The 19,854-nt window shown below is 74.8% G+C and carries 17 protein-coding genes and 1 pseudogene; 8 read left to right on the top strand and 10 right to left on the bottom strand.

Features of this window, described 5'->3' with window-relative positions:
* Window positions 1-450 precede the first annotated feature (450 nt).
* A complete protein-coding gene (locus GQS09_RS18595; protein WP_165987696.1) occupies window positions 451-2,076 on the bottom strand; it encodes a transcriptional regulator in 1,626 nt (541 codons plus the stop codon).
* A gap of 410 nt (window positions 2,077-2,486) precedes the next feature.
* On the opposite strand from GQS09_RS18595, the gene GQS09_RS18590 reads away from it, so the two are divergent.
* Window positions 2,487-3,161, top strand: coding sequence for a bifunctional DNA primase/polymerase (locus tag GQS09_RS18590; protein ID WP_399552559.1), 675 nt, complete (start codon window positions 2,487-2,489; stop codon window positions 3,159-3,161).
* Window positions 3,162-3,476: 315 nt separating this feature from the next.
* On the opposite strand, the gene GQS09_RS18585 is transcribed toward GQS09_RS18590, so the two are convergent.
* Window positions 3,477-4,169: a metal-dependent transcriptional regulator gene (locus GQS09_RS18585; protein WP_165987694.1), complete on the bottom strand. Its 693-nt coding sequence runs from the start codon at window positions 4,167-4,169 to the stop codon at window positions 3,477-3,479.
* 237 nt (window positions 4,170-4,406) lie between these two features.
* Here GQS09_RS18585 and GQS09_RS18580 point away from each other — a divergent pair, with 237 nt between their 5' ends.
* The gene (locus GQS09_RS18580) at window positions 4,407-5,216 is read left to right on the top strand and encodes an SIS domain-containing protein (RefSeq protein ID WP_165987693.1); all 810 of its coding nucleotides are present in this window, start codon (window positions 4,407-4,409) and stop codon (window positions 5,214-5,216) included.
* A gap of 411 nt (window positions 5,217-5,627) precedes the next feature.
* Here GQS09_RS18580 and pdxH read toward each other — a convergent pair whose 3' ends face one another.
* Entirely contained in the window at window positions 5,628-6,254 is a 627-nt protein-coding gene (pdxH, locus tag GQS09_RS18575; RefSeq protein WP_243761544.1) for a pyridoxamine 5'-phosphate oxidase, read from the bottom strand.
* A 437-nt stretch (window positions 6,255-6,691) separates the two neighbouring features.
* Here pdxH and GQS09_RS18570 point away from each other — a divergent pair, with 437 nt between their 5' ends.
* Both GQS09_RS18570 and GQS09_RS18565 read left to right on the top strand, forming a co-directional pair.
* Complete coding sequence (locus tag GQS09_RS18570; RefSeq protein WP_165987688.1) at window positions 6,692-7,810, top strand: citrate synthase 2; 1,119 nt, start codon at window positions 6,692-6,694, stop codon at window positions 7,808-7,810.
* A gap of 585 nt (window positions 7,811-8,395) precedes the next feature.
* Window positions 8,396-8,962 (top strand): RNA polymerase sigma factor, encoded by a 567-nt coding sequence (locus GQS09_RS18565; protein WP_165987686.1) that lies wholly within the window; start codon window positions 8,396-8,398, stop codon window positions 8,960-8,962.
* A gap of 38 nt (window positions 8,963-9,000) precedes the next feature.
* On the opposite strand, the gene GQS09_RS18560 is transcribed toward GQS09_RS18565, so the two are convergent.
* Both GQS09_RS18560 and GQS09_RS18555 read right to left on the bottom strand, forming a co-directional pair.
* Window positions 9,001-9,282, bottom strand: a complete 282-nt coding sequence (locus GQS09_RS18560; RefSeq protein ID WP_165987684.1) for a hypothetical protein — start codon at window positions 9,280-9,282, stop codon at window positions 9,001-9,003.
* An 89-nt stretch (window positions 9,283-9,371) separates the two neighbouring features.
* The gene (locus GQS09_RS18555) at window positions 9,372-9,833 is read right to left on the bottom strand and encodes a helix-turn-helix transcriptional regulator (RefSeq protein ID WP_165987682.1); all 462 of its coding nucleotides are present in this window, start codon (window positions 9,831-9,833) and stop codon (window positions 9,372-9,374) included.
* A gap of 174 nt (window positions 9,834-10,007) precedes the next feature.
* On the opposite strand from GQS09_RS18555, the gene GQS09_RS18550 reads away from it, so the two are divergent.
* From GQS09_RS18550 to GQS09_RS18540, 3 genes are all read left to right on the top strand, one after another.
* Window positions 10,008-10,259, top strand: coding sequence for a helix-turn-helix domain-containing protein (locus GQS09_RS18550; protein WP_165987680.1), 252 nt, complete (start codon window positions 10,008-10,010; stop codon window positions 10,257-10,259).
* A 274-nt stretch (window positions 10,260-10,533) separates the two neighbouring features.
* Complete coding sequence (locus tag GQS09_RS18545; RefSeq protein WP_165987678.1) at window positions 10,534-11,133, top strand: RNA polymerase sigma factor; 600 nt, start codon at window positions 10,534-10,536, stop codon at window positions 11,131-11,133.
* Entirely contained in the window at window positions 11,130-11,684 is a 555-nt protein-coding gene (locus tag GQS09_RS18540) for a BN159_2729 family protein (RefSeq protein ID WP_165987676.1), read from the top strand. Before GQS09_RS18545 ends, GQS09_RS18540 begins: the two co-directional genes overlap by 4 nt.
* A gap of 209 nt (window positions 11,685-11,893) precedes the next feature.
* Here GQS09_RS18540 and GQS09_RS18535 read toward each other — a convergent pair whose 3' ends face one another.
* The 5 genes and pseudogenes from GQS09_RS18535 to GQS09_RS18515 all read right to left on the bottom strand — a co-directional run bounded on the left by GQS09_RS18535 (window position 11,894) and on the right by GQS09_RS18515 (window position 18,307).
* Window positions 11,894-12,856 (bottom strand): SCO0930 family lipoprotein, encoded by a 963-nt coding sequence (locus GQS09_RS18535; protein ID WP_165987674.1) that lies wholly within the window; start codon window positions 12,854-12,856, stop codon window positions 11,894-11,896.
* A 372-nt stretch (window positions 12,857-13,228) separates the two neighbouring features.
* Complete coding sequence (locus GQS09_RS18530) at window positions 13,229-13,930, bottom strand: anti-sigma factor (protein WP_165987672.1); 702 nt, start codon at window positions 13,928-13,930, stop codon at window positions 13,229-13,231.
* Window positions 13,927-14,589, bottom strand: coding sequence for a sigma-70 family RNA polymerase sigma factor (locus GQS09_RS18525; RefSeq protein WP_165987670.1), 663 nt, complete (start codon window positions 14,587-14,589; stop codon window positions 13,927-13,929). Before GQS09_RS18525 ends, GQS09_RS18530 begins: the two co-directional genes overlap by 4 nt.
* 251 nt (window positions 14,590-14,840) lie before the next feature.
* A pseudogene (locus GQS09_RS18520) lies at window positions 14,841-15,323 on the bottom strand (GNAT family N-acetyltransferase); the annotation flags it as partial.
* On the bottom strand, window positions 15,320-18,307 hold the full coding sequence (locus GQS09_RS18515; protein ID WP_165987666.1) for an FAD-binding and (Fe-S)-binding domain-containing protein: 2,988 nt from the start codon (window positions 18,305-18,307) through the stop codon (window positions 15,320-15,322). The pseudogene GQS09_RS18520 and the gene GQS09_RS18515, both read right to left, overlap by 4 nt.
* Before the next feature lie 359 nt (window positions 18,308-18,666).
* Here GQS09_RS18515 and GQS09_RS18510 point away from each other — a divergent pair.
* The coding region (locus tag GQS09_RS18510) for a sensor histidine kinase KdpD (protein WP_165987665.1) at window positions 18,667-19,854 on the top strand (1,188 nt) is incomplete at its 3' end.

Here is a 19,854-nt window from a genome sequence, read left to right as displayed (position 1 = left end):
CCGCGCCGGGCCCCCAGGGCCGGCCCCACGGCTGCCCCTCGGCGGGCGCCGCGGCACCGCCCGGCTCCGGACCGGCGGCGGGCCGCTCCCACGGCCGGCCGTTCGACGGCAGCACCACGCCCTCGCGCGGCTCCTCGTCGCGCCCGTAGTGGCTCGTCACCTGGTGGCTCCTCAATCCTTACGGCCGGCCCGGCACCGGGCGCACGGGCACCGTGCCCGTGACAACCGCCGGGCCACGCTACCTGGTTGCACGTGCACCAGGCCAAGCGCAGCACGCACACCACCCCCTCCCGCAACCCCGCCCGTGCACGCCCGCTGCCGGCCCCGCCCGGAGGCGGCCCCGGCAGCGGGCGGCGGTGCGCGCCGCCACAGCCCTCGCCCGGCAGGCCCGACAGGCCCGGCAGGCCCGGCAGGCGGTGAGACGGGCCCGCGGTGAGAGCGGCGGCGTGCTCAGCGGTGGGCGGCCAGACCGTCCCGCCAGCGCTCGGTGAACTCGCGGACCGGCCGCTCCGCCTGGTGCGGCCCGAGACGGCGGCGGAAGTCGTCGAAGTACTCCGCGCCGCGCCGCGACCGCACCCCCGCCAGCAGGGCGCCGGCCTCGCTCGCCGTGTGACAGGCATGGTCCAGCTCACCCTGCTGCAACCGCCCGGTGGCCAGCAGCAGCAGGCCGATGGCCCGCCGCCGGGTACGGCCCTCGGGATGCCCGGACACCGCCTCCTCCGCCCGCCGTTCCGCCGCCGCGCCCTGGCCCAGGTCACGGTGGCAGTGGGCCAGCTCGTCGGCCAGGTACGCGGCGTCGAAGTGGGCGATCCACACCGGCTCGTCCTCCCCCGCCCCGTCGGCCCGCTCCATCGCCGCCAGCGCCCGGGAAGCCGCTTTCCGGCACGCCTCCCGGTCCCCGAGCTGCGCATGCCCGCGCGCCTCGGCGGACAGGAACAGCGCGTCGGCCCGGGCCGGGACCCGCCCGCGGGTGCCCTGCTGCGCGGCGCGCGCGAGCTGCACCACCTCCCGCGGATTGCCCAGCTCCCCGGCCAGGTGGCTCATCCCGGCGGCCAGCACGTAGCCGCCGAAGCCCCGGTCCCCCGAGCCCTGGGCCAGCCGCAGCGCCTGGATGTAGTAGCGCTGCGCCAGCCCGTGCTGCCCGCTGTCCACGGCCATGTACCCGGCCAGCTCGGTGAGCCGGGCCGCCGCGCCCAGCAGCCGCCGCCCCACGTCCTCCCGGTAGGAGCCGGTCAGCAGCGAGGCCACCACGCTGTCCAGGTAGTGCACCACCAGCGGGCGCACGAGCCCCGCGCCCCACCTGCGGTCCAGGTCGATCAGAGCGCTGGTGGCGGCGATCACCGCCTCCACGTCCGCCGCGCCGACGCGGGCCCGGCCCGGGTGCCCGGCCGGCACGCCCGACGGGACGGCGCGCGCGACCTGCTCGTCGACCGGGGTGATCAGCCAGTCCCGGCTCGGTTCGACCAGTGCCGCGGGCGAGACCGCGGCGGCCGGACCGCCGCCNTCGACCGGGGTGATCAGCCAGTCCCGGCTCGGTTCGACCAGTGCCGCGGGCGAGACCGCGGCGGCCGGACCGCCGCCGCCACCGCCGCCGCTGCTCGTGCCGGTGCCGCCGGCGACGGTGCCCGCGCCGGTGCCGGCCGCCGTCGCCGCGGCGAGCTGCGCGGGCAGGGCGGCGCCCAGCGCCGAGGAGGCCGTATCCCGCCGGCTGACGTCGAACCGCCACAGCTCGCGGGCGCTCTCCAGACCTTCGGCCAGGCCGCCGGCGAAGCCCAGGCCGATCGCCGAACCCTGCTGGCGGGTGCCGCCCATGCCGATGTCGTCCACGGACACCGGGCGGCCCAGCTTGCGGCCCAGCGCCTCGGCGATCACCTCGGGGGCCCGGCCGCGCGGCTGCTGGCCGCGGATCCAGCGGGCGACCGAGGTCTTGTCGTACCGGAAGTCCAGCCCGCGCTCGGCCGCGCACATGTTGACGCGGCGGGCGAGACCGGCGTTGGAGCAGCCCGCCTCTCTGATCAGGCCGAGCAGCCGTTCGTTGGGCTGCCTGGCAGCAGGTACCCCGGCTCTGTCGATCATCTGCGACTCCCTCTGGCGCCGCCTACCGCGCCGGCGCTGATGGTGCTGGTCGTGCTGGTGTCTCCGGCGGGCAGCGGGCTGCCGCGCCGGCGCGCGCGGGTGGTGGGTCGGCAGTGCTGGTGACGACGGGACCGGGCCCGGGTCGGGCCCGTGCGTGGCGGGTCGGCCGGCCTCCGGGGCGGGGCGGGCCGGGGATCGGCGGATCGGTCCTTCGGGCAGCGGTCGGTCGGGGGATGTGCCGGTTCGGGGATCGGTCGGTCCGGTTGCCGGGAGGCCCGGCGGGGTCCCTGATCATGGATGCCCAGGGCCGCCGGCCGCGCATGCCGTACGCCCCCGGAGATGCTCCGATGCGCCCCGCCCGCGAACCGCGCCCCGTGGCGTGCCCGTAACCCCGTCACCCGGGTGGAGTTGTGATCGATGTGGATGAGCGCATCGGAGTGACCTCAAGAGTCGGTATTCCGCAGCAGAGTTCGGCCCGCGGTCGCGAGGACCCCGTGGAACACGCAGTGCGCTACGCCGGTGAACGGCACTGGGAGGTGCTCCCCGGCGCATGGCTGGAGCAGCACGAGGGGACACTGCGCTGCTCGTGCGCTGCGGAGCAGTGTGATGCGCCGGGGGCGCACCCCAGGACACCGCTCTGGGAGGCCCAGGCCACGGGCAGCGCGGCAGCCGCCCGGGCGATGTGGAGGGACCGGCCGCAGGCGTCCGTGCTGCTGCCCACCGGGCGCAGCTTCGACGTGCTGGAGGTGCCCGAGGCCGCGGGATGCCTGGCGCTGGCCCGGATGGAGCGGATGGGCCTGTCGCTGGGGCCGGTGAGCGCCACACCGACCGGGCGGATGATGTTCTTCGTACTGCCGGGCGGGGCGGCCAAGGCTCCGGTGCTGCTGCGCAAGTGCGGCTGGGCGGCCGGCCGCCTGGATCTGGCGGTCCACGGGGAGGGCCAGTACGTGCCCGCGCCGCCGACCCGGATGGGGCCGCGCGGCTGTGTGCAGTGGGTGCGCAGGCCGACCGCGGCGAACCGCTGGCTGCCGGACGCGGAGGAGCTGCTGCCGCCCCTGGCGTATGCCTGCGGCCAGTCACGCTGAGCCGCACGCATCACCGGCGGCCACCGGGCCACCGGCGGGCACCCACCGCGGTGGCGATGCCCGGCATGACGGCAGTGGTGAGGGAACAAGACCGTAATTCACTCGTTCGAGTGAAATGCCGGCAGATGGCTGAAAGCCCTTTCCGCGGGGAAGAACTTATCCGGGGAGGAGGCGGGAAAGACCCCGGGTGCTCGGGGCCCGGGGTCTCAGCCGCTGTCCGTACCGCTGCGTTGCCGCAGGTCGCCGGGGCCGAAGCAGGTCGGCGCGGGCGGCCCGCACCGCCGGCCCGCGCCCCGGGGCCCGCCCGGCCCGCGTTCAGGACTTGGCGACGAACACGTGCATGGCGACCGTCGGCTCCAGCTCGGCCGTCTCGCCGCCGCTGCCGACCGTGACGCTGCCGTGGGTGCCCAGCGTGACACTCACCGAGGCGCCCGGCTGCACGCCCGCCCGGCGCAGCGTGTGCATCACCTGCGCATCGGTCTGGATGGGCTCGCCGATGCGGCGGACCACGACCGTCTTGCCGCCGTCCGGCACCAGATCGCTGAGCGCCACCATGCCCTCCTCCAGGAACGGATCGGGCTCACCGGCCTCCCCCAGCTCGGCCAGGGCCGGGATCGGATTGCCGTACGGCGACTCGGTGGGGTGATTCAGCAGTTCGAGCACCCGGCGCTCCACCGCGTCGCTCATCACGTGCTCCCAGCGGCACGCCTCGGCGTGCACATGCTCCCACTCCAGGCCGATGACATCGACCAGCAGGCACTCGGCCAGGCGGTGCTTGCGCATCACCCGCTCCGCCAGCCGCCGCCCCTCGGCGGTCAGCTCCAGGTGCCGGTCGCCGGCGATGGTCAGCAGGCCGTCCCGCTCCATGCGCGCCACGGTCTGGCTGACGGTCGGGCCGCTCTGCTCCAGCCGCTCGGCGATACGGGCGCGCATCGGGACCACCCCTTCCTCCTCCAGCTCCAGGATGGTGCGGAGGTACATCTCGGTGGTGTCGATGAGTCCGGACATGGATGCCCCTCGAATGCTGTGTGCGGTGGCCCTGGACATCAATTCTGACGCACTCCACCGACAACCGGACCCGCTCGGCCCGACGGTTGTACACAGTCCGTGACGCCCGCCGCCCGTGCACCCGGACGGCGGGCGGCCTTGACAGCGAAGTGGTCCAGACCTCACCGTGACGTGCGGCACAGCCGGAGCGGAACCGCCGGACCACCGGCCACGGGCAGGCGAGGGAGACCACCCCACATGACGGACACGGACCAGGCGCAGCAGGCACAGCAGGGGCGGCCCGCGCGGGCAGCGGCGGCGGGCACCCCGGCCGGCCGGTTCTTCGACGCTGCCGTGGAGCTTCTGCGGCGGGTGCAGCAGGAGGAGGCCGGGACGATCGCCGCGGCCGGGACCCTGATCGCCGACACCGTGGCCGGCGGCGGCCGGGTCTTCGCCCACGGTGCCGGGCATTCCTCGCTCCCCGCCCAGGACGTGGTCTACCGGGCCGGCGGGCTCGCCCTGATGAACCTTCTCGCCGTGCCGGGCACCACCGGGGTCGACGTCCGCCCGGCCACGCTCGGCAGCGCCCTGGAACGGGTGGAGGGCCTGGCCCGCGCCACCCTGGACACCTCCCCGGCACGGGCCGGGGACCTGCTGGTGGTGATCTCCCTCTCCGGACGCAACGCCCTCCCCGTCGAGATGGCCTCGCACGCCCGCGCCCTCGGCCTGAAGGTCGTCGGCGTGACCTCCGCCGTCTACGCCGAGAAGACCACGCCCAGGAACCCCTCCGGCACCTTCCTGCGCGACCACTGCGACGTGGTCGTCGACAACAAGATCGGCATCGGCGACGCCGAACTGGCCGACGAGCGCATCGACGCCCCCTTCGGCCCGGCCTCCACCGTGGTCACCTCCGCGATCATGCAGGCGATCGTGGCCACCGCCGCCGGGGAACTGGCCGCCCGCGGCATCCAGCCCCCCATGCTGCGCTCCGGCAACGTCGAGGGCGGCCTGGAGTGGAACGCCCGCATCTGCGCCGAGAACCCCGGCCGCATCCTCTGGCAGCGCTGAACGCCCGCCGGGGTTTCCGGACACCACCCACCCCCGATCGTTACCGCCGCCCGTACCTGACCTGGGGTTTCGCCCGGCGCATAAATCCCTTGTGCCTCGCACGGCCGGAAACGTACTGTGCCGGTACACGAGAAGGGAGGTGGTTCGGCAGATGTATGACAACCGGACGCGTGAGGTGGCTGCGGCCTAGGGCCGAGTCCCGCACACTTGCGGTGCCGGCTCCGCCGGCCAATCCCAAGCAGTCACCCGACCCGCGGGCCGCCGGTATCGTCCGGCCGGCTCCCCGGCCGCCACGGCGGTCGGGGAACCAGGCCCGCGGGTTGTCCGTTTTCCCGGACTGCCCGGACCGCCCGGACCGCCGGACGCCCCGCGCCTTCCCGGGCTTCCGGGACCTTCCCGGCCGCCGGCTGCTCAGGGGCTGAGGCGTTCGACGCGCCAGTGGCCCTCGCCGAGGCGGACGTAGCGGAGCCGGTCGTGCAGCCGGTTCTCCCGGCCCTGCCAGAACTCCACCTCCTCCGGGATCACCCGGTAGCCGCCCCAGTGCGGCGGCGCGGGCACGTCCTCGCCCTCCGGATAGCGCCGGGCCAGCTCCTCGTACATCCCGTCCAGCTCCTCCCGCGACGCCACCACCGCGGACTGCTCGCTCGCCCAGGCGCCGAGCTGCGAGCCGTGCGGCCGGGTGCGGAAGTACGCCACGGTCTCGTCCCGCCCGGTGCGCTCGGCGCGGCCCTGGACGATCACCTGCCGGGCGATGGCATGCCAGGGGAAGACCAGCGAGACGGCCGGGTTGGCGTCGATGTCGCGGCCCTTGCGGGAGCGGTAGTTGGTGAAGAAGACCAGGCCGCGCTCGTCGAACCCCTTGAGCAGCACGGTGCGGGCGCTGGGGCGGCCGGCGGTGTCCGCCGTGGCCAGGACCATGGCGTTCGGCTCGTGCATGCCGCTCTCCGCGGCCTCGGCGAACCAGCGGGCGAATTGCCGGACCGGGTCGGGGGCGAGACCCTTCTCGTGGAGCCCTTCGCGCCGGTAACGCACCCGCATCGCGGCGGGATCGAGGAAGGGAGAGGGTACGGACGAATGTGCGGGATCGTGCACCGCCCCGGCAGCGGTGTCACGGTGGCCGGGGCGCCGGCCGGCGGGGTCGGCGGAGCGGTGGTCATCGGGTCGTTCGGCGTGGGCGGCTTGGGACACGGCCATATCTTGCAGCATGCCGCCGACAGCCGGACGCGCCGCTTGCCGGCGTTCCCCTGTGGCGGCGGCCCGCCCGACGTTAAGGTGACCGTCCAGGTCTCGGGGCACTGCGTGCCGCCGACGGTGGCGGTACACATGTCCCGGGCCTCGCAAGGCAGCCCCGGCACGCCACACACGTGCCGAAACGCCACGCAGCGGACCAGCCACGGCACGCGACACCGCGTGCCCGACCCACCGCCCCCGGTCCCGACCCGCTTCTCGCACACAGCATGACAAGGAGCCGCCAGATGTCGGATTTCGTACCTGGTCTTGAAGGGGTGATCGCCTTCGAGACGGAGATCGCCGAGCCGGACAAGGAGGGCGGTTCGCTCCGCTACCGCGGGGTGGACATCGAGGATCTGGTGGGGCAGGTCTCCTTCGGCAATGTCTGGGGCCTGCTGGTGGACGGCACCTTCGAACCGGGTCTGCCGCCCGCCGAGCCGTTCCCGATCCCGGTCCACTCGGGCGACATCCGGGTGGACGTCCAGTCGGCGCTGGCCATGCTCGCCCCGGCCTGGGGTCTGAAACCGCTGCTGGACATCGACCCGGTCCAGGCCCGGGACGACCTGGCGCGCGCCGCGGTGATGGCGCTCAGCTACGTGGCGCAGTCGGCGCGCGGCACCGGTCTGCCGATGGTGCCGCAGAAGGAGATCGACAAGGCCGAGACCATCGCCGAGCGCTTCATGCGCCGCTGGCGCGGCGAGCCGGACCCCAGGCACGTCGCGGCGGTGGACGCCTACTGGACCTCCGCGGCCGAGCACGGCATGAACGCCTCCACCTTCACCGCCCGGGTGATCGCCTCCACCGGCGCGGACGTGGCGGCGGCGCTGTCGGGCGCGGTGGGCGCGATGTCGGGGCCGCTGCACGGCGGGGCCCCGTCCCGGGTGCTGGGCATGATCGAGGAGGTGGAGCGCACCGGTGACGCACAGGCGTTCGTGCGGCGGGAGCTGGACGCCGGGCGGCGCCTGATGGGCTTCGGGCACCGGGTGTACCGGGCGGAGGACCCGCGGGCACGGGTGCTGCGGCGGACCGCCAAGGAGCTGGGCGCGCCGCGCTACGAGGTGGCGGTGGCGCTGGAGGAGGCCGCGCTGGAGGAGCTGCGCAGCCGCCGGCCGGACCGGGTGCTGGCCACGAACGTGGAGTTCTGGGCGGCCATCATGCTGGACTTCGCGCAGGTCCCGGCGCACATGTTCACGGCGATGTTCACCTGCGCGCGGACCGCGGGCTGGTCGGCGCACATTCTGGAGCAGATGCGGACGGGGCGGCTGGTGCGGCCGAGTGCCCGCTACGTGGGCCCGGGTCCGCGCGATCCGCGGGAGATCCCCGGCTATCCGGCCGCCCGCCCGTCCTACGGCCCCGGCGCCTGACGGCCTCCTCGGGCCCGGTCCCCGGCGGGGCGGGCGGCCCCCGTCCGCCCCGCCCAGGCGTGCGAGAGCGCGAACGAGGCCGGGAATCCGCACGCGGGCCGGGCACCGACCGGTCCGGGCATCACCTCCTTGCCGCACCGGGTGCCGCACGGTGGCTGCGTGCAGCACACGGGCGGTTCACCCCGCCCGGGGCCGCGCCGCCGGGCCCTGCTGCCGGGTCCGGCCCGCGCTGCTGCGCTGTACCGGCCCGGCGCGGGCTTCCGCCCCGGTCCGCGGCGGTGAACGGAGGAACGCGTGAACCGGTGGGGTCCGGCGGGGAGCCTGGGGACGCGACAAACGGTTACTTACCGGTAGGAGTTCGTCACCGCATGCCGGAGCCGCTAGGTTGCTGCAGCACAAGGCCCCTGCCGACGAAGGAGTGGCCGGGGGCGGCACATGGGAAGGCAGGCCGTGGGCGGGCTTGGGCGCGGGGACGGGATCACATCCGGGATCGGGGAGCGTCGGCAGGACGGCGGCAGGGCACCGGGCGGGGAGATGTCCGGGTGCGGGGGAACCGCGGGGGCGAGGCAGCCGGAGCCGGAGAGGGTGACGCGGATCAGGGCCGGGGACGGGGAGGCGCTGGCCGCGCTGTACCGCGAGCATCACGCCCGGGTCTACCGGTTCCTGCGGACCCGGCTGGGTGATCCGGACACGGCCGAGGATCTGGCCAGTGAGGTCTTCCTGCGCGCGCTGTCGAGCATCGACCGGTACACCTGGACGGGCCGGGACATCGCGGCCTGGCTGATGACGATCGCCCGCAATCTGCTGACCGACCATCTGCGGTCGAGCAGTTTCCGGCGCGAGGTGAGCACCGCCGATCCGGGCGAGGGCGGCGACGGCGGCAGCCGGGTGGTGCGGGCGGCCGAGGAACTGGTGCTGCGGGAGCTGGACCGCCGGGAGGTGCGGGCCGCGGTGGCCCGGCTGCCGGAGGAGTACCGGAAGGTGATCGTGCTCCAGATGTGGGGCGGTATGACGATGCGTCAGATCACCACCACGCTGGGACGGGAGTCCATCGGCGCCACCCGGGTGCTGCGGTTCCGGGCCATGAAGCGGCTGCGGGCCCATGCCGGGGCACTGGCCGGGGAGGCGGGCCGCGGCACGGCGGGGGTGTGAGAGCGGGCCCGGGCCCGGTCGCGCCGGCGCCGGGAGCGTCAGGAGGCGGCCGGCCCCTGGTGGTGGCCTGAGGCGTGAGGGGCGAGCGGGCCGGGGCCGCGGATCAGGCGGAAGGCGGCCCGGCGCTCCTCGGGCGTGGGTTCGGGTCCCGGGCGATCGGGAGGCTGCTCCGCGGCGATGCGGCGCGCCCGCTCGTGGGCGACCTCCCGGCGGACCGCGGCGATGTCCCGCCGGAGCCGGAGCACCGCGGCGGACAGCAGGGTGAGCGTCAGCATGCTTAAGGCGGTGCCGAGGACGGAGGCGAGGACGACGGTCGGCATGTGCATTCCTCCAGGCCAATAACGCGATCAACCCCACATCGGACATATCGAGTTGCTCAGAATACTCGCCTGCCCCCCGCTTCCCCGGATTAACCGGCGTCTGCGGCCCCGCGCGTCTGCCCGGGATCTTCGGAGTCCCGGCGCTCCCGGTCGCGCCTGCGCATCTGCAGGATGTGCCAGATCCGTTCCGACTCGGGCAGGTCGGTGATGGCGAAGATCCGCACCTCCCGGGGGTCGTCCACGTCGAGGACGAAGCCCCGGACGTCGTCGCCTTCGGTCACGGTGGCCGGAACGCTGTCCGCCTTGGCCGCGGCGGCGGCCGGTTCGTCGCCGTCCGCGATCGCCTGATAGGTGCCGGGCAGCCTGCCGAAGACCCGTTCGATCGCCGCGTAGGTGGTGTCCCTGACCGAACGGCCGGCCTCCGCCTGGCGGTAGGTGACGATGGTGATTCCGGCGGCGTCGGCCGCCTGTTGCTTGCTCCAGCCCCGGCGCAGGCGGTCCGACTTCATGGTCTGGGCCACTCGAGCGCGGGCGCCGCTGATGTCAGCCATGACGACATCTTCGCAGTTCTCCGCATCTTCTCGCAGTTGCTCGCACCTTCTTTCAACAACCTCGGACCGACACCGGACCTTCACCCCGCAGTGTGCAAGAAACCGAAAGAAATAGCGACTACTTACTCGGCGGTACAGTTAGAAACAGATAGAAGAACCAGATAGGTTGCAGGCATGTCATCACCGACCGAACCGGCTCCCGGCGCCGAGGACTTCGTGCTGCCCCAGGCGGCGGCCCGCTATCTGAAGTGCGGTGAGCGATGGCTGCGCGATGGCTGCAACCACCGCGGATTCCCCCACCACCGCATGGGCAACCGGCTGGTCTTCAGCAGGCAGGACCTCAAGGAGATCGCCGCCATGGCCCGGCGCCCGGCCCGCTCCTCCGGCAGTCGCCGGACGGCCGCCTCCCGGACCGTGGCCGCCTGAGCCCGCGACGGCGGCGCGTCTCCCCCACGCTCCGCCGCGCTTCCCCCGCCTTCCGCACGGCGACGACGGCTCCCGCCTCGCCGGACCCGGGAGCCGGGAGGGAGGGGAGGCGTCCCGGACAGCGGGACCGGCACGCGGGGAACGGACGCGCAGACAGGCTCGGGAGACACGCACGGAGACAGGCACGGGGACAGGCACGGAGACAGGCACGGGGACAGGCACGAGAACAAGGCGCAAGGACGAAGACGGGGACAGGACAAGGAAAGGCAGGGAAGTGAACCAGACCGACAACCCGACGGCAGCCGTGGGCATCGCGGCCGAGCCGGAGAGCGTGAGCCGCGCCCGGGCCGGCGACCCGGACGCCCTCAGCAGCCTCTTCCGGGAGCACTACGGGCCCGTCTGCCGTTACCTCCGGGCCCGGGTCGCCGACCCGGCCACGGCCGAGGACCTGGCCAGCGAGGTGTTCGTACGCGCGGTGTCGCACATCGGGCGCTACACCTGGACCGGCCGGGACATCGGCGCCTGGCTGACCACCATCGCCCGCAACCTGCTCACCGACCACGTCCGTTCCTGCAGGTTCCGGCGGGAGGTCGCCACCCCGGACCTGACCGACCGGTGCGGACAGGTCAGCGGCCCGGACGAATCGGTGCTGCGCGAGCTCGCGGACCGCGAGGTGCGGGCGGTGGTGGCCGGACTGCCGCCGGACTACCGCACCGTGATCGTGCTCCAGATGTGGGGCGGCATGAGCATGCGGCAGATCACCACGGCGATGGGGCGCGGCTCCGTGGCCTCCACGCGGCTGCTGCGCTTCCGGGCGATGAAGCAACTCCGGGCGCGCGCCGCCCGGCTGGCGGAGGAAGGAGCGGCGGCATGACGGGAAACCCCTCCGGGGCCGAGGCCGTGGCCCGCCGGCTGCGGAAGGAGCATCCCTACGGCACCGCGCCCGGCCTGATGTCGCTGTTCCGCGAGGGCGACCGGGTGCTCATCACGGTCCGGGTCTCCTCCGTGGACGACTGGTACTACTGGCTGGACGCCATCGGCCCGCAGCTCAGCAGAGAGGTCCAGCGGGTCGGCGTGACGCTCGCGGCCACCGCCTCCGTGGAGGGGGTGCCGGTGGACCTGCTGGCCTACGGGGCGTACGGCCCCCTGGAGGCGGCCTGGCGGGAGGCCGGGCTGCCGTACCTGCTCTGGGGCCGGGTCTACGACCTCTCCGAGCCGCTCCGTGACCGGACCGGCGGGCGCTGGACCTACACCGGGGGCAATGCGGCGGGCGAGGTGCCGCTGCTGGCGGCGCCGGACGGCGGCGCGGACGCCCGGACGCTGCCCGTGGTGGTGTGCCACGCCGGGCCGCTGGGGTGCGCCGGGGAGGACCGGGAGCAGCAGCGGGAACGGGAGGGGAGCAGGGAGAAGGAGCCGCAGCCATAAGGAGCCGGGGCCGGGGCCCGGGCCATGACCCGGGCCGGGGCCGGGGCCGCGGCGGGGGAAGGGGGACCGGAGGCGGACGGCAGCCGGGTGGCCCGGACGGAGACGGAGTCCGTCCGGGCCACCCGGCTGCCTCGCCAGGGGTCACGGTCGCCGCCGCCGCGGGGAGGCAGGGGGCGGGACCGGCCTGGCCGTGGGGCCGCGGGCCGCGGTCAGCTCTTGATCATCTTGCCCTCGGGCGAGACCACGTACCACTTGCCGCCCACGCCCTGGCCGTTGACGTCGCCGGGCTCGGCGTCGCCCTCGTACCAGTAGAGCGGCCAGCAGTCGATGACGAGCTGCTCGGCACCGTCGGGGCGGTTGAACACGTCGAGCAGGCCGGGGTCGACGCCCTCCACGTCCGCGGTGTCGACCGGCTTGGCGACCGGCCAGTTGTCCAGGCAGTCACCGGTGCACAGGGACTCCATCGGCCAGGCGCTGTCGTCGGCGAAACGGTAGAGGGTGCGGCCCTGGCCGTCGCGCAGGATCTCGCCGTACTCGGGGTGCTCGAAGACCGAGAGCGCGGGCCGGTCCTTGCCCTCCGCGGCCCCGGGCTCCTTCCCGGAGGGTTCCTCCGCCGCCTCGGCGCTGTCCTCGGAGGCACGGGAGCCGTCCGCGGCGATCGCCCACCAGTTGCCGCCCACGCCCTGGCCGGTGGTCTGCTCGGGGCCGGTGTCGCCGGCGTAGCGGTAGACGGGCCAGCCGGCGATGGTGAGCTGCTCGCTGCCGTCCGGGCGTTCCACCGTGCCGAGCAGGCCGGGGTCGACGCCGGTGCCGGCCGCGGCGTCCGCGGAGACCGGGGGCCAGTTGGCGGCGCAGTCGCCGTCGCAGGTGGTGGCCGGCGGGTCGGCGGTGTCCTCGTCGAACCGGTAGAGGGTGAACCCCTCGCCGTCCTTGACGAGTTCGCCCAGGTCACTGCTCTGGTAGGTGGTCAGTTCGCCGGCCGCCGCGAGCTGGACGGTGTCGTCCGCCTGCTGTTCGCCGGCGCCCCCGCCGTAGTCGTAGCCGGAGTCCTCGCTGAGCGCCGCGGGATCGGCATAGGCGTCGTTGTTCGCGTTGGCGTTGCCGCAGGCTGCGGTGGCGGCCAGAACGGCCAGGCCGGCCATGGCGACAGGGACCTTCCGCCAGCTGATCATGATTTCTCCCGGTTTCTCGGCCTTGATGCCGTGAGCCGCTGGTTGGTGATGATGCGGAATCGTTCGGGATGCTGTGCAGGCCTGCGCAACGGTGTGCGGTCATCCACGTGGGTACGCGGTGGTGCGTTGCGTACTGTCCACACGGACGGGGGGCGGTGCGGGTTCACGGGAGTCCGGATTTTTTCCCGGGAGGGTCTCCGCCGGTCCTCGCCGGTCCTCGCCGGTCTTCGGCGGGGCCGGCCGGCCGCCCCGGACCGGCACAGGGAAGCGGCCCCGCCGGGGAGCCGGCGGGGCCGCATCGGAACGGAAGTGCGGGCGGGGGTGCGGGACCGGGGTGCGGGGGAGGTGCGGGACGGGCAGGAGCCGGACGGGTCAGAACGAGGCGGTGACGAAGGTGTGGCCCTCGTCGTTCTCCACCGCCACCGCGGAGACGTTCTCCAGCGGGACCGCCGCGAAGCCGTCCAGGCTCCACTTCTTGCCGTCGGGCGAGGGTTCGCCCACCACCCAGCTCCCGGCCACCTCCCGGCTGCCGTCCTTGCCCAGCACCACCAGCCGGCACAGTTCGCCCGGGGGCAGGTTCGCGGTGACGGCGCTCACCCGCACCCAGGCCGCGGCCGGGTCGAGCGTCACCTCCAGTTCGGCGGTGGTGACCGGATCAGTGGCGGAGGCGGTGACCGCGTCCGGCGAGAGCGTGCGGGACGGGCCGGCGACGTCACTGCCGGAGGAGGTGTCGTTGCCGGCCAGGAAACCGCCGTAGAAGACCGCGGCGACGACCGCGGCGGCGGCCAGACCGGTGTACGTCCGGCGCCGCGTGCGCGCGGCGCCGCGCTCGGAGCGCACCTGCCGCAGGGTGCGCTGGAGCATCAGGTCACCGCCTTCCGGCGGGCCGTCCAGAAACGCCTCGGGAGGGACCTCGCCGAGCGCCGTCTCGATGCTTCGCAATTCGGCAACCTCCTCCCGGCACGGGGTGCAGGAGGCCATGTGCTCTTCGAGCGCCCGCGCCTCCTGGCCGTCGAGTGCCCCGAGGACATAGGCGCCGATGAGTTCGCCGCCGTGCTGCTGTCGCATGCTCATGGGGCCGCCTCCCGCAGCCTGACCGGAGTGACCGGCTTGCCTGACGTGCTGTGTCTGCCGGAGCGGCGTGATCTCCGTCCGCCGCCTCCCGTTCCCCCTCCCCCGGTGCCGTCCGCTCCGCCGGCTCTGGCCGGGCGGCTGGCGAACAGCTCGCGCAGCGCCTTGAGGGCGTAGTGCGAACGGGATTTGACCGTCCCGGCCGGTATGCCCAGGATCTGGGCCGCCTCCGCGACGGTCCTGCCCTGGTAATAGATCTCCATCAGAACATTGCGGTGCTCGGAGGACAGCTGCTCCAGCGCGTCCATCACCACCATGGTGTCGACCACGGCCTCGGCGTGGTCCTGCTGGGCGGGCGCCGGGGTGGCCGTGGTCTCCGCGACCTCGGCCGGCCGGGCGGCGCGGGCCCGGTAGCGGTCGGTGATGATGTTCCGGGTCACGGTGAGCAGCCAGCCGCGCACCGAGCCCTTGCCGTTGACCAGCACTTCCGGGTGACGCCACGCCCTGATCAGGGTTTCCTGCACGACATCCTCGGCGGCGGCGCGGTCGCCGGTCAGCCGGGTGGCGTAGGCGAGCAGGGCCCTGCCGTGCTCCTCGTAGAGCGATCGGATCAGTGCCTCGTCACTCGTGCTCTCGCGAGTGCGGGACCGCAGAGCCGCCATCCACTCACTCCGTTTCTTCCGCGTGGTGCGTCACGGGGTGTACACGGCGGAACCCTTGCGGGAAGTTCGGAGCTGCGCTGTGACCTGGGTCACAACTCACTGTCTGTATCGGCCACCGGCCGCCCGTCGGCGGACGGCGGCGCCGCGCACCCGGGATCGAGGGCGGAGCCGGGGACGGGGACGGAGGCGGCGGAGGCGGAGGAGGAGGAGGAGGCGGCGGAGGAGGAGGCGGAGGAGGAGGAGGCGGAGGAGGAGGAGGCGGCGGCGGCGAGGCGCTCCAGTGCGGGGCCGCTGACCCGGTAGACCGTCCATTCGTCCATGGGTTCGGCGCCGATGGACTTGTAGAAGCCGATGGCCTTCTCGTTCCAGTCCAGCACCCACCACTGGAGCCGGTGGTAGCCGTTGGCGGTGCAGATCCGGGCCAGCTCGGCCAGCAGCGCCCTGCCGTACCCGGCGCCGCGGTACGCGGGACGGACGAAGAGGTCCTCCAGGTAGACGCCGTGGGTGCCGGTCCAGGTGGAGAAGTTGCGGAACCACAGCGCGAAACCGGCCGCCCGGCCGCTCGCCGGGTCCTCCGCGACCAGGCAGAAGACGGCCGGGTGCGGGCCGAACAGCGCCCGGTGCAGCTGCTCCTCGGTCGCCCGGGCCTCATCCGGTGCCCGCTCGTACTCGGCCAGCTCCCGGATCATGGCGTGGATCTCGGGGATGTCGGCGGGCGTGGCGGTGCGGATCATTCCGCCAGGGTACGCGGCCCGTCCTCGGCCCCCGTGCCGGTCCCCGCGGCGGGCAGGCCGCCGGGCGGGGCACCCGGGAGCGCCGCGGCCAGGACCTCCGCGAGATGGCGGGAGGACCGGCCGGCGAGCTGCGCCAGCTGGGTGCGGCAGGAGTAGCCGTCGGCCAGCAGCACGGTCCTGGGGTCGGCCTCCAGCGCGGTGCGGACGGCGGGCAGCAGCAGCTCCTCGGCGCAGGCCGCGGACACCTCGTAATGGCCGCGCTCGAAGCCGAAGTTGCCGGCCAGGCCACAGCAGCCGGTGGACAGCGTGCCGGTCAGCCCGGCCCGCTCGCGCAGCCGGCGGTCGGCGGCGTCGCCGAGCACGGCCTGCTGGTGGCAGTGGGTCTGCCCGGCGGCGGGGCGGCCCAGGTGCGGCGGCTGCCAGTCGGGGGCGTGGCGCTCCAGGGTCTCGGCAAAGGTGCGGGTGGCGGCGGCCAGCCGGGCGGCCCGCGGGTCGCCCGGCAGCAGCTCGGGCAGGTCGGTGCGGAGCGCCGCGGCGCACGGCGGCTCCAGCACGGTGACCGTGGCCCCGGCGTCCAGCGCGGGCTGGAGCCGGTCCAGGGTGCGGCGCTGCACGGTACGGGCCCGGTCCAGCTGGCCGGTGGTCAGATAGGTCAGGCCGCAGCAGACCGGGCCGGCGGAGCGGGCGGGCAGGGCGGCCCGGACCCCGGCGGCTTCGAAGACCCGCAGGGCGGCCAGCCCTGCCTCGGGGGAGAGGTGGGTGGTGAAGGTGTCCGGGAAGAGCAGCACCTGTGGCGAGGCCGGCCGGGCGGGCAGCCCGGGGTGGCGGGTCAGCGGGACGGCGGCCAGCGGCGGGATGGGGCGTTCGGGGGCGATGCCGGCCAGCAGGCGGGCCAGGGCGGCCAGCGGGCGGGCGCGGCCGAGGGCGTTGGCGGCCGGGGCCAGCCGGAGGGTGTCGGCCAGCCGCAGCCACCGGGGCAGCCGGCCCAGGGCGTAGTGCGAGCGGGGGCGGAGCCGGCCCGCGTAGTGATGGTGCAGGAACTCCGCCTTGTAGGTGGCCATGTCGACATGGACCGGGCAGTCGCCGCGGCAGCCCTTGCAGGACAGGCACAGGTCCAGGGCGTCGCGCACCTCGGGTGAGCGCCAGCCGTCGGTGACCAGTTCCCCGGCCAGCATCTCGTGCAGCAGCCGGGCCCGGCCCCGGGTGGAGTGGCGCTCCTCGCCGGTGACCCGGTAGGAGGGGCACATCACCCCGGCGCCCGGCTCCGGGTTGCGGCACTTGGCCACGCCCACGCAGCGGCGGACCGCGGCGGCGAAGTCCCCGCCGTCCTCCGGGTAGGAGTAGACGACCGGCAGCGGGCGGGCGGGCAGCGGGGTGAAGCGGAGTTGGCCGTCCAGCGGTGCCGGGCGGGCCAGCACGCCGGGGTTGAGGCCGTTGTCCGGGTCCCACAGGTCCTTGAAGGCGTGGAAGAGGCCGACGACTTCGTCCCCGTACATGCGGGGCAGCAGTTCGGCGCGGGCCATGCCGTCACCGTGCTCGCCGGAGAGCGAGCCGCCGTGTGCGGTGACCAGGCCGGCCAGTTCGGCGGAGAAGGCCCGGAAGCGGGCGATGCCGTCCCGGGTGAGCAGGTCGAAGTCGATCCGGACGTGCACGCAGCCCTCGCCGAAGTGCCCGTAGGGCACGCCCTGCAGGCCGTGGGCGCGCAGCAGGGCCCGGAACTCCCGCAGATAGGCGCCGAGCCGCTGGGGCGGGACCGCGCAGTCCTCCCAGCCCGGCCAGGCCTCGCTGCCGTCCGCGGCCCGGGTGGCGGTGCCGGCCGCGTCCTCCCGGATGCGCCACAGGGCGCGCTGCTCGGCCGGGTCGGTGACCACGGCATGACCGGTGAGGGCGGAGCCGGTGCCGCCCGCGGCCCGGCACAGGTCCGCGGCCCGGGCGGCGGCCTCGGCCGGGCCGTCGCCGCCGGTCTCCACGAACAGCCAGGCGTCGCCGCGGGGCAGCCGCTCCGTACCGGCGGCGGCCCGGGCGGCGCCGTCCGGGCCGCCGCCCAGCAGGTCCCGGGCCATGCCCTCCACGGTCAGCGGGGCGTGTTCCAGCAGCGCCGGGACGGCGTCCGCGGCGGCGCTGTCGTCCGGGAAGCCCAGCACGGCCAGGGCGCGGGCGGCCGGCACCGGGACCAGCCGCACCGTGGCCTCGGTGAGCACGCCCAGGGTGCCCTCGCTGCCGGTGAAGGCGCGTGGCCAGTCCCGGCCGTGCTCGGGCAGCAGCCGGTCCAGGGCGTAGCCGGAGATGCGGCGCGGCAGGGCGGGCATGCCGGTGCGCAGCGCGGCCAGATGGGAGTCGGCCAGCCGCTCGCCGCCCCGGCGCAGCGGTTCCGGCAGCCCGGCCCCGCCCGGGGTGAGCCGCGCCCGCTCGCCGCGGTAGGTGAGCGCCTCCAGGGCGAGCACGTTGTCGGCGGTGGTGCCCCAGGCCACCGAGTGGGCGCCGCAGGAGTTGTTGCCGATCATGCCGCCGAGGGTGCAGCGGGCGTGGGTGGAGGGGTCCGGGCCGAAGGTGAGGCCGTGCGTCCCGGCCGCCCGGCGCAGGTCGTCGCAGAGCACGCCGGGCTGGACCACGGCGGTGCGGGCCGCCGGGTCGAGGGAGACGATGCGCCGCATGTGGCGGGTGAAGTCCAGCACCACGCCGGTGCCGGTGGCCTGCCCGGCGATGCTGGTGCCGCCGCCGCGGGCGACCACGGGCGTGGCGTGCGCCCGGCAGACGGCGAGCGCCGCGGCCACGTCGGCGGCGTCCCGGGGCGCCACCACACCGGCCGGAATCCGCCGGTAGTTGGAGGCGTCCATGGTCATCAGCGCCCGGTCGGCGCGGTCGAAGGAGACCTCGCCGCGCACGGCCGCGCGCAGTTCCCGGGCCAGGGCGCGGTGCTCCCGGGCGGGCTGCCGGTCCGCCGCCGCCGCTGGCCGGTCTGGGGCGTCCAGGGAGTCGTCCATGGCATACAGCCTGCACCCTGCGGCCCGGCCGGGGCGGGGAGGACGCGCGGCGGGCGGCACGGCGCAGCGGCGCGGGGCAGGCCCGGGAGGGTGCGGGACGGTGAAGGGGGTGAAGAGAGGTGAAGGGGGGTGAAGGGGGGTGACGGGCTGGGCGGTCCGGCGGAACGGGAGGGGAACCGGCGGGTGTTGAAGGGCCGTCACTTACTGCCCACCATAGGCCATTTCCGGCCAGATGCGGACCCATTGCGACCAGCAACTCACCTATAGTGTTCCCGAATTGCCACGACCCCGATCACCGCACCGCCCACCGCGATCCCCCGTCCACCTCGTCCACGAGGACCGTCCACAAGGACCGATTGATGACAGCGCACACCGCCCCGGCGCGCCCCTGGACGGAGCGTCCTTCCCTGCGCAGGCCCCTGCTGGCCCTGCTGCTGTCCGTCACCCTGACCGGAGCCGCCGGTCTGTGGGCGGTCTGGTCCGCCCCCGAGTCGTTCCGCCAGCCCCTGGCCTACGGCACCGGTGCCGCCGCCGTGGCGCTCTGCCTGGCGGTGACCATCGCGGTGCACCAGCGGGAGAAGGTACGGCGCTACCGCCGCCGCACCGCACAGCTCGCGGCCGAATCCCGGCGCCTGGCCGAGGAGACCGTCCCGGACCTGGTCAGCCGGCTGCGCACCGGCTCCTCCGCCGGCAGCGCCCTGGCCGCGCTGCCCCGGCAGCAGAACGAGTCCTACCAGCGGGTGGTGGAGCAGCTCGCCGAGGCGATCGGGCAGAGCGAGAACCGCCGCGCCGCCGCCCTGGCCGCCAGCGCCAACGCCGCCGGCCGGATGCAGGCCCTGGCCACCAGCATGCTCGCCGACCTGCGGGACATGGAGCACCGGCACTCGGACGAGGACGTCCTGGCCGACCTGCTGCACCTGGACCACCGCACCGCGCAGGCCGGGCGGCTGGCCGACTCCATCGCGGTGCTGACCGGCGCCCGCTCCGGACGCCGCTGGGCCAAGCCGATCGTCATGGAGTCCATCCTGCGCGGCGCCATGGGGCGCATCGCCGGATACCAGCGGGTGCGGCTGCACTCCACCACCGGGATCGCGGTGGCCGGGCACGCCGCCGAGGGCGTGATGCACGCCCTGGCCGAACTCCTCGACAACGCCTGCAACTTCTCCCCGCCCACCGCCGAGGTGCACGTCTACGTGGAGGAGGTGCCGGCCGGGGCGATCATCACGGTCGAGGACAGCGGCCTGGTGATGAGCGACGTGGCGCTGCGCCGCGCCGAGAAGGCGGTGTCGCCGGAGGCCGCCGCCGATCTGGCCGGTCTGTCCGGCACCCGGCTCGGCCTGGCCGTGGTCGGGCGGCTGGCCCGCAAGCACGGCCTGACGGTGTCCTTCCGGCCCTCGGCGCGGGGCGGCACCGGCGCGCTGATGATGATCCCGCAGGAGCTGATCTCCCGGCCGCAGGAGCAGGAGGACCCGCCGGCCCGCGCCGCGACCGCCGGCACCGCCGCGGTGCCGGGCACACCCGCCACGCCCCGCGTGGCCCCGGCCCCC

The organism is Streptomyces sp. YIM 98790 (genome assembly GCF_011421595.1).
Taxonomy (GTDB): domain Bacteria; phylum Actinomycetota; class Actinomycetes; order Streptomycetales; family Streptomycetaceae; genus Streptomyces.
The sequence above is the reverse complement of the archived record's forward strand: the minus strand, read 5'-3'. Positions and strand labels throughout refer to the sequence as shown.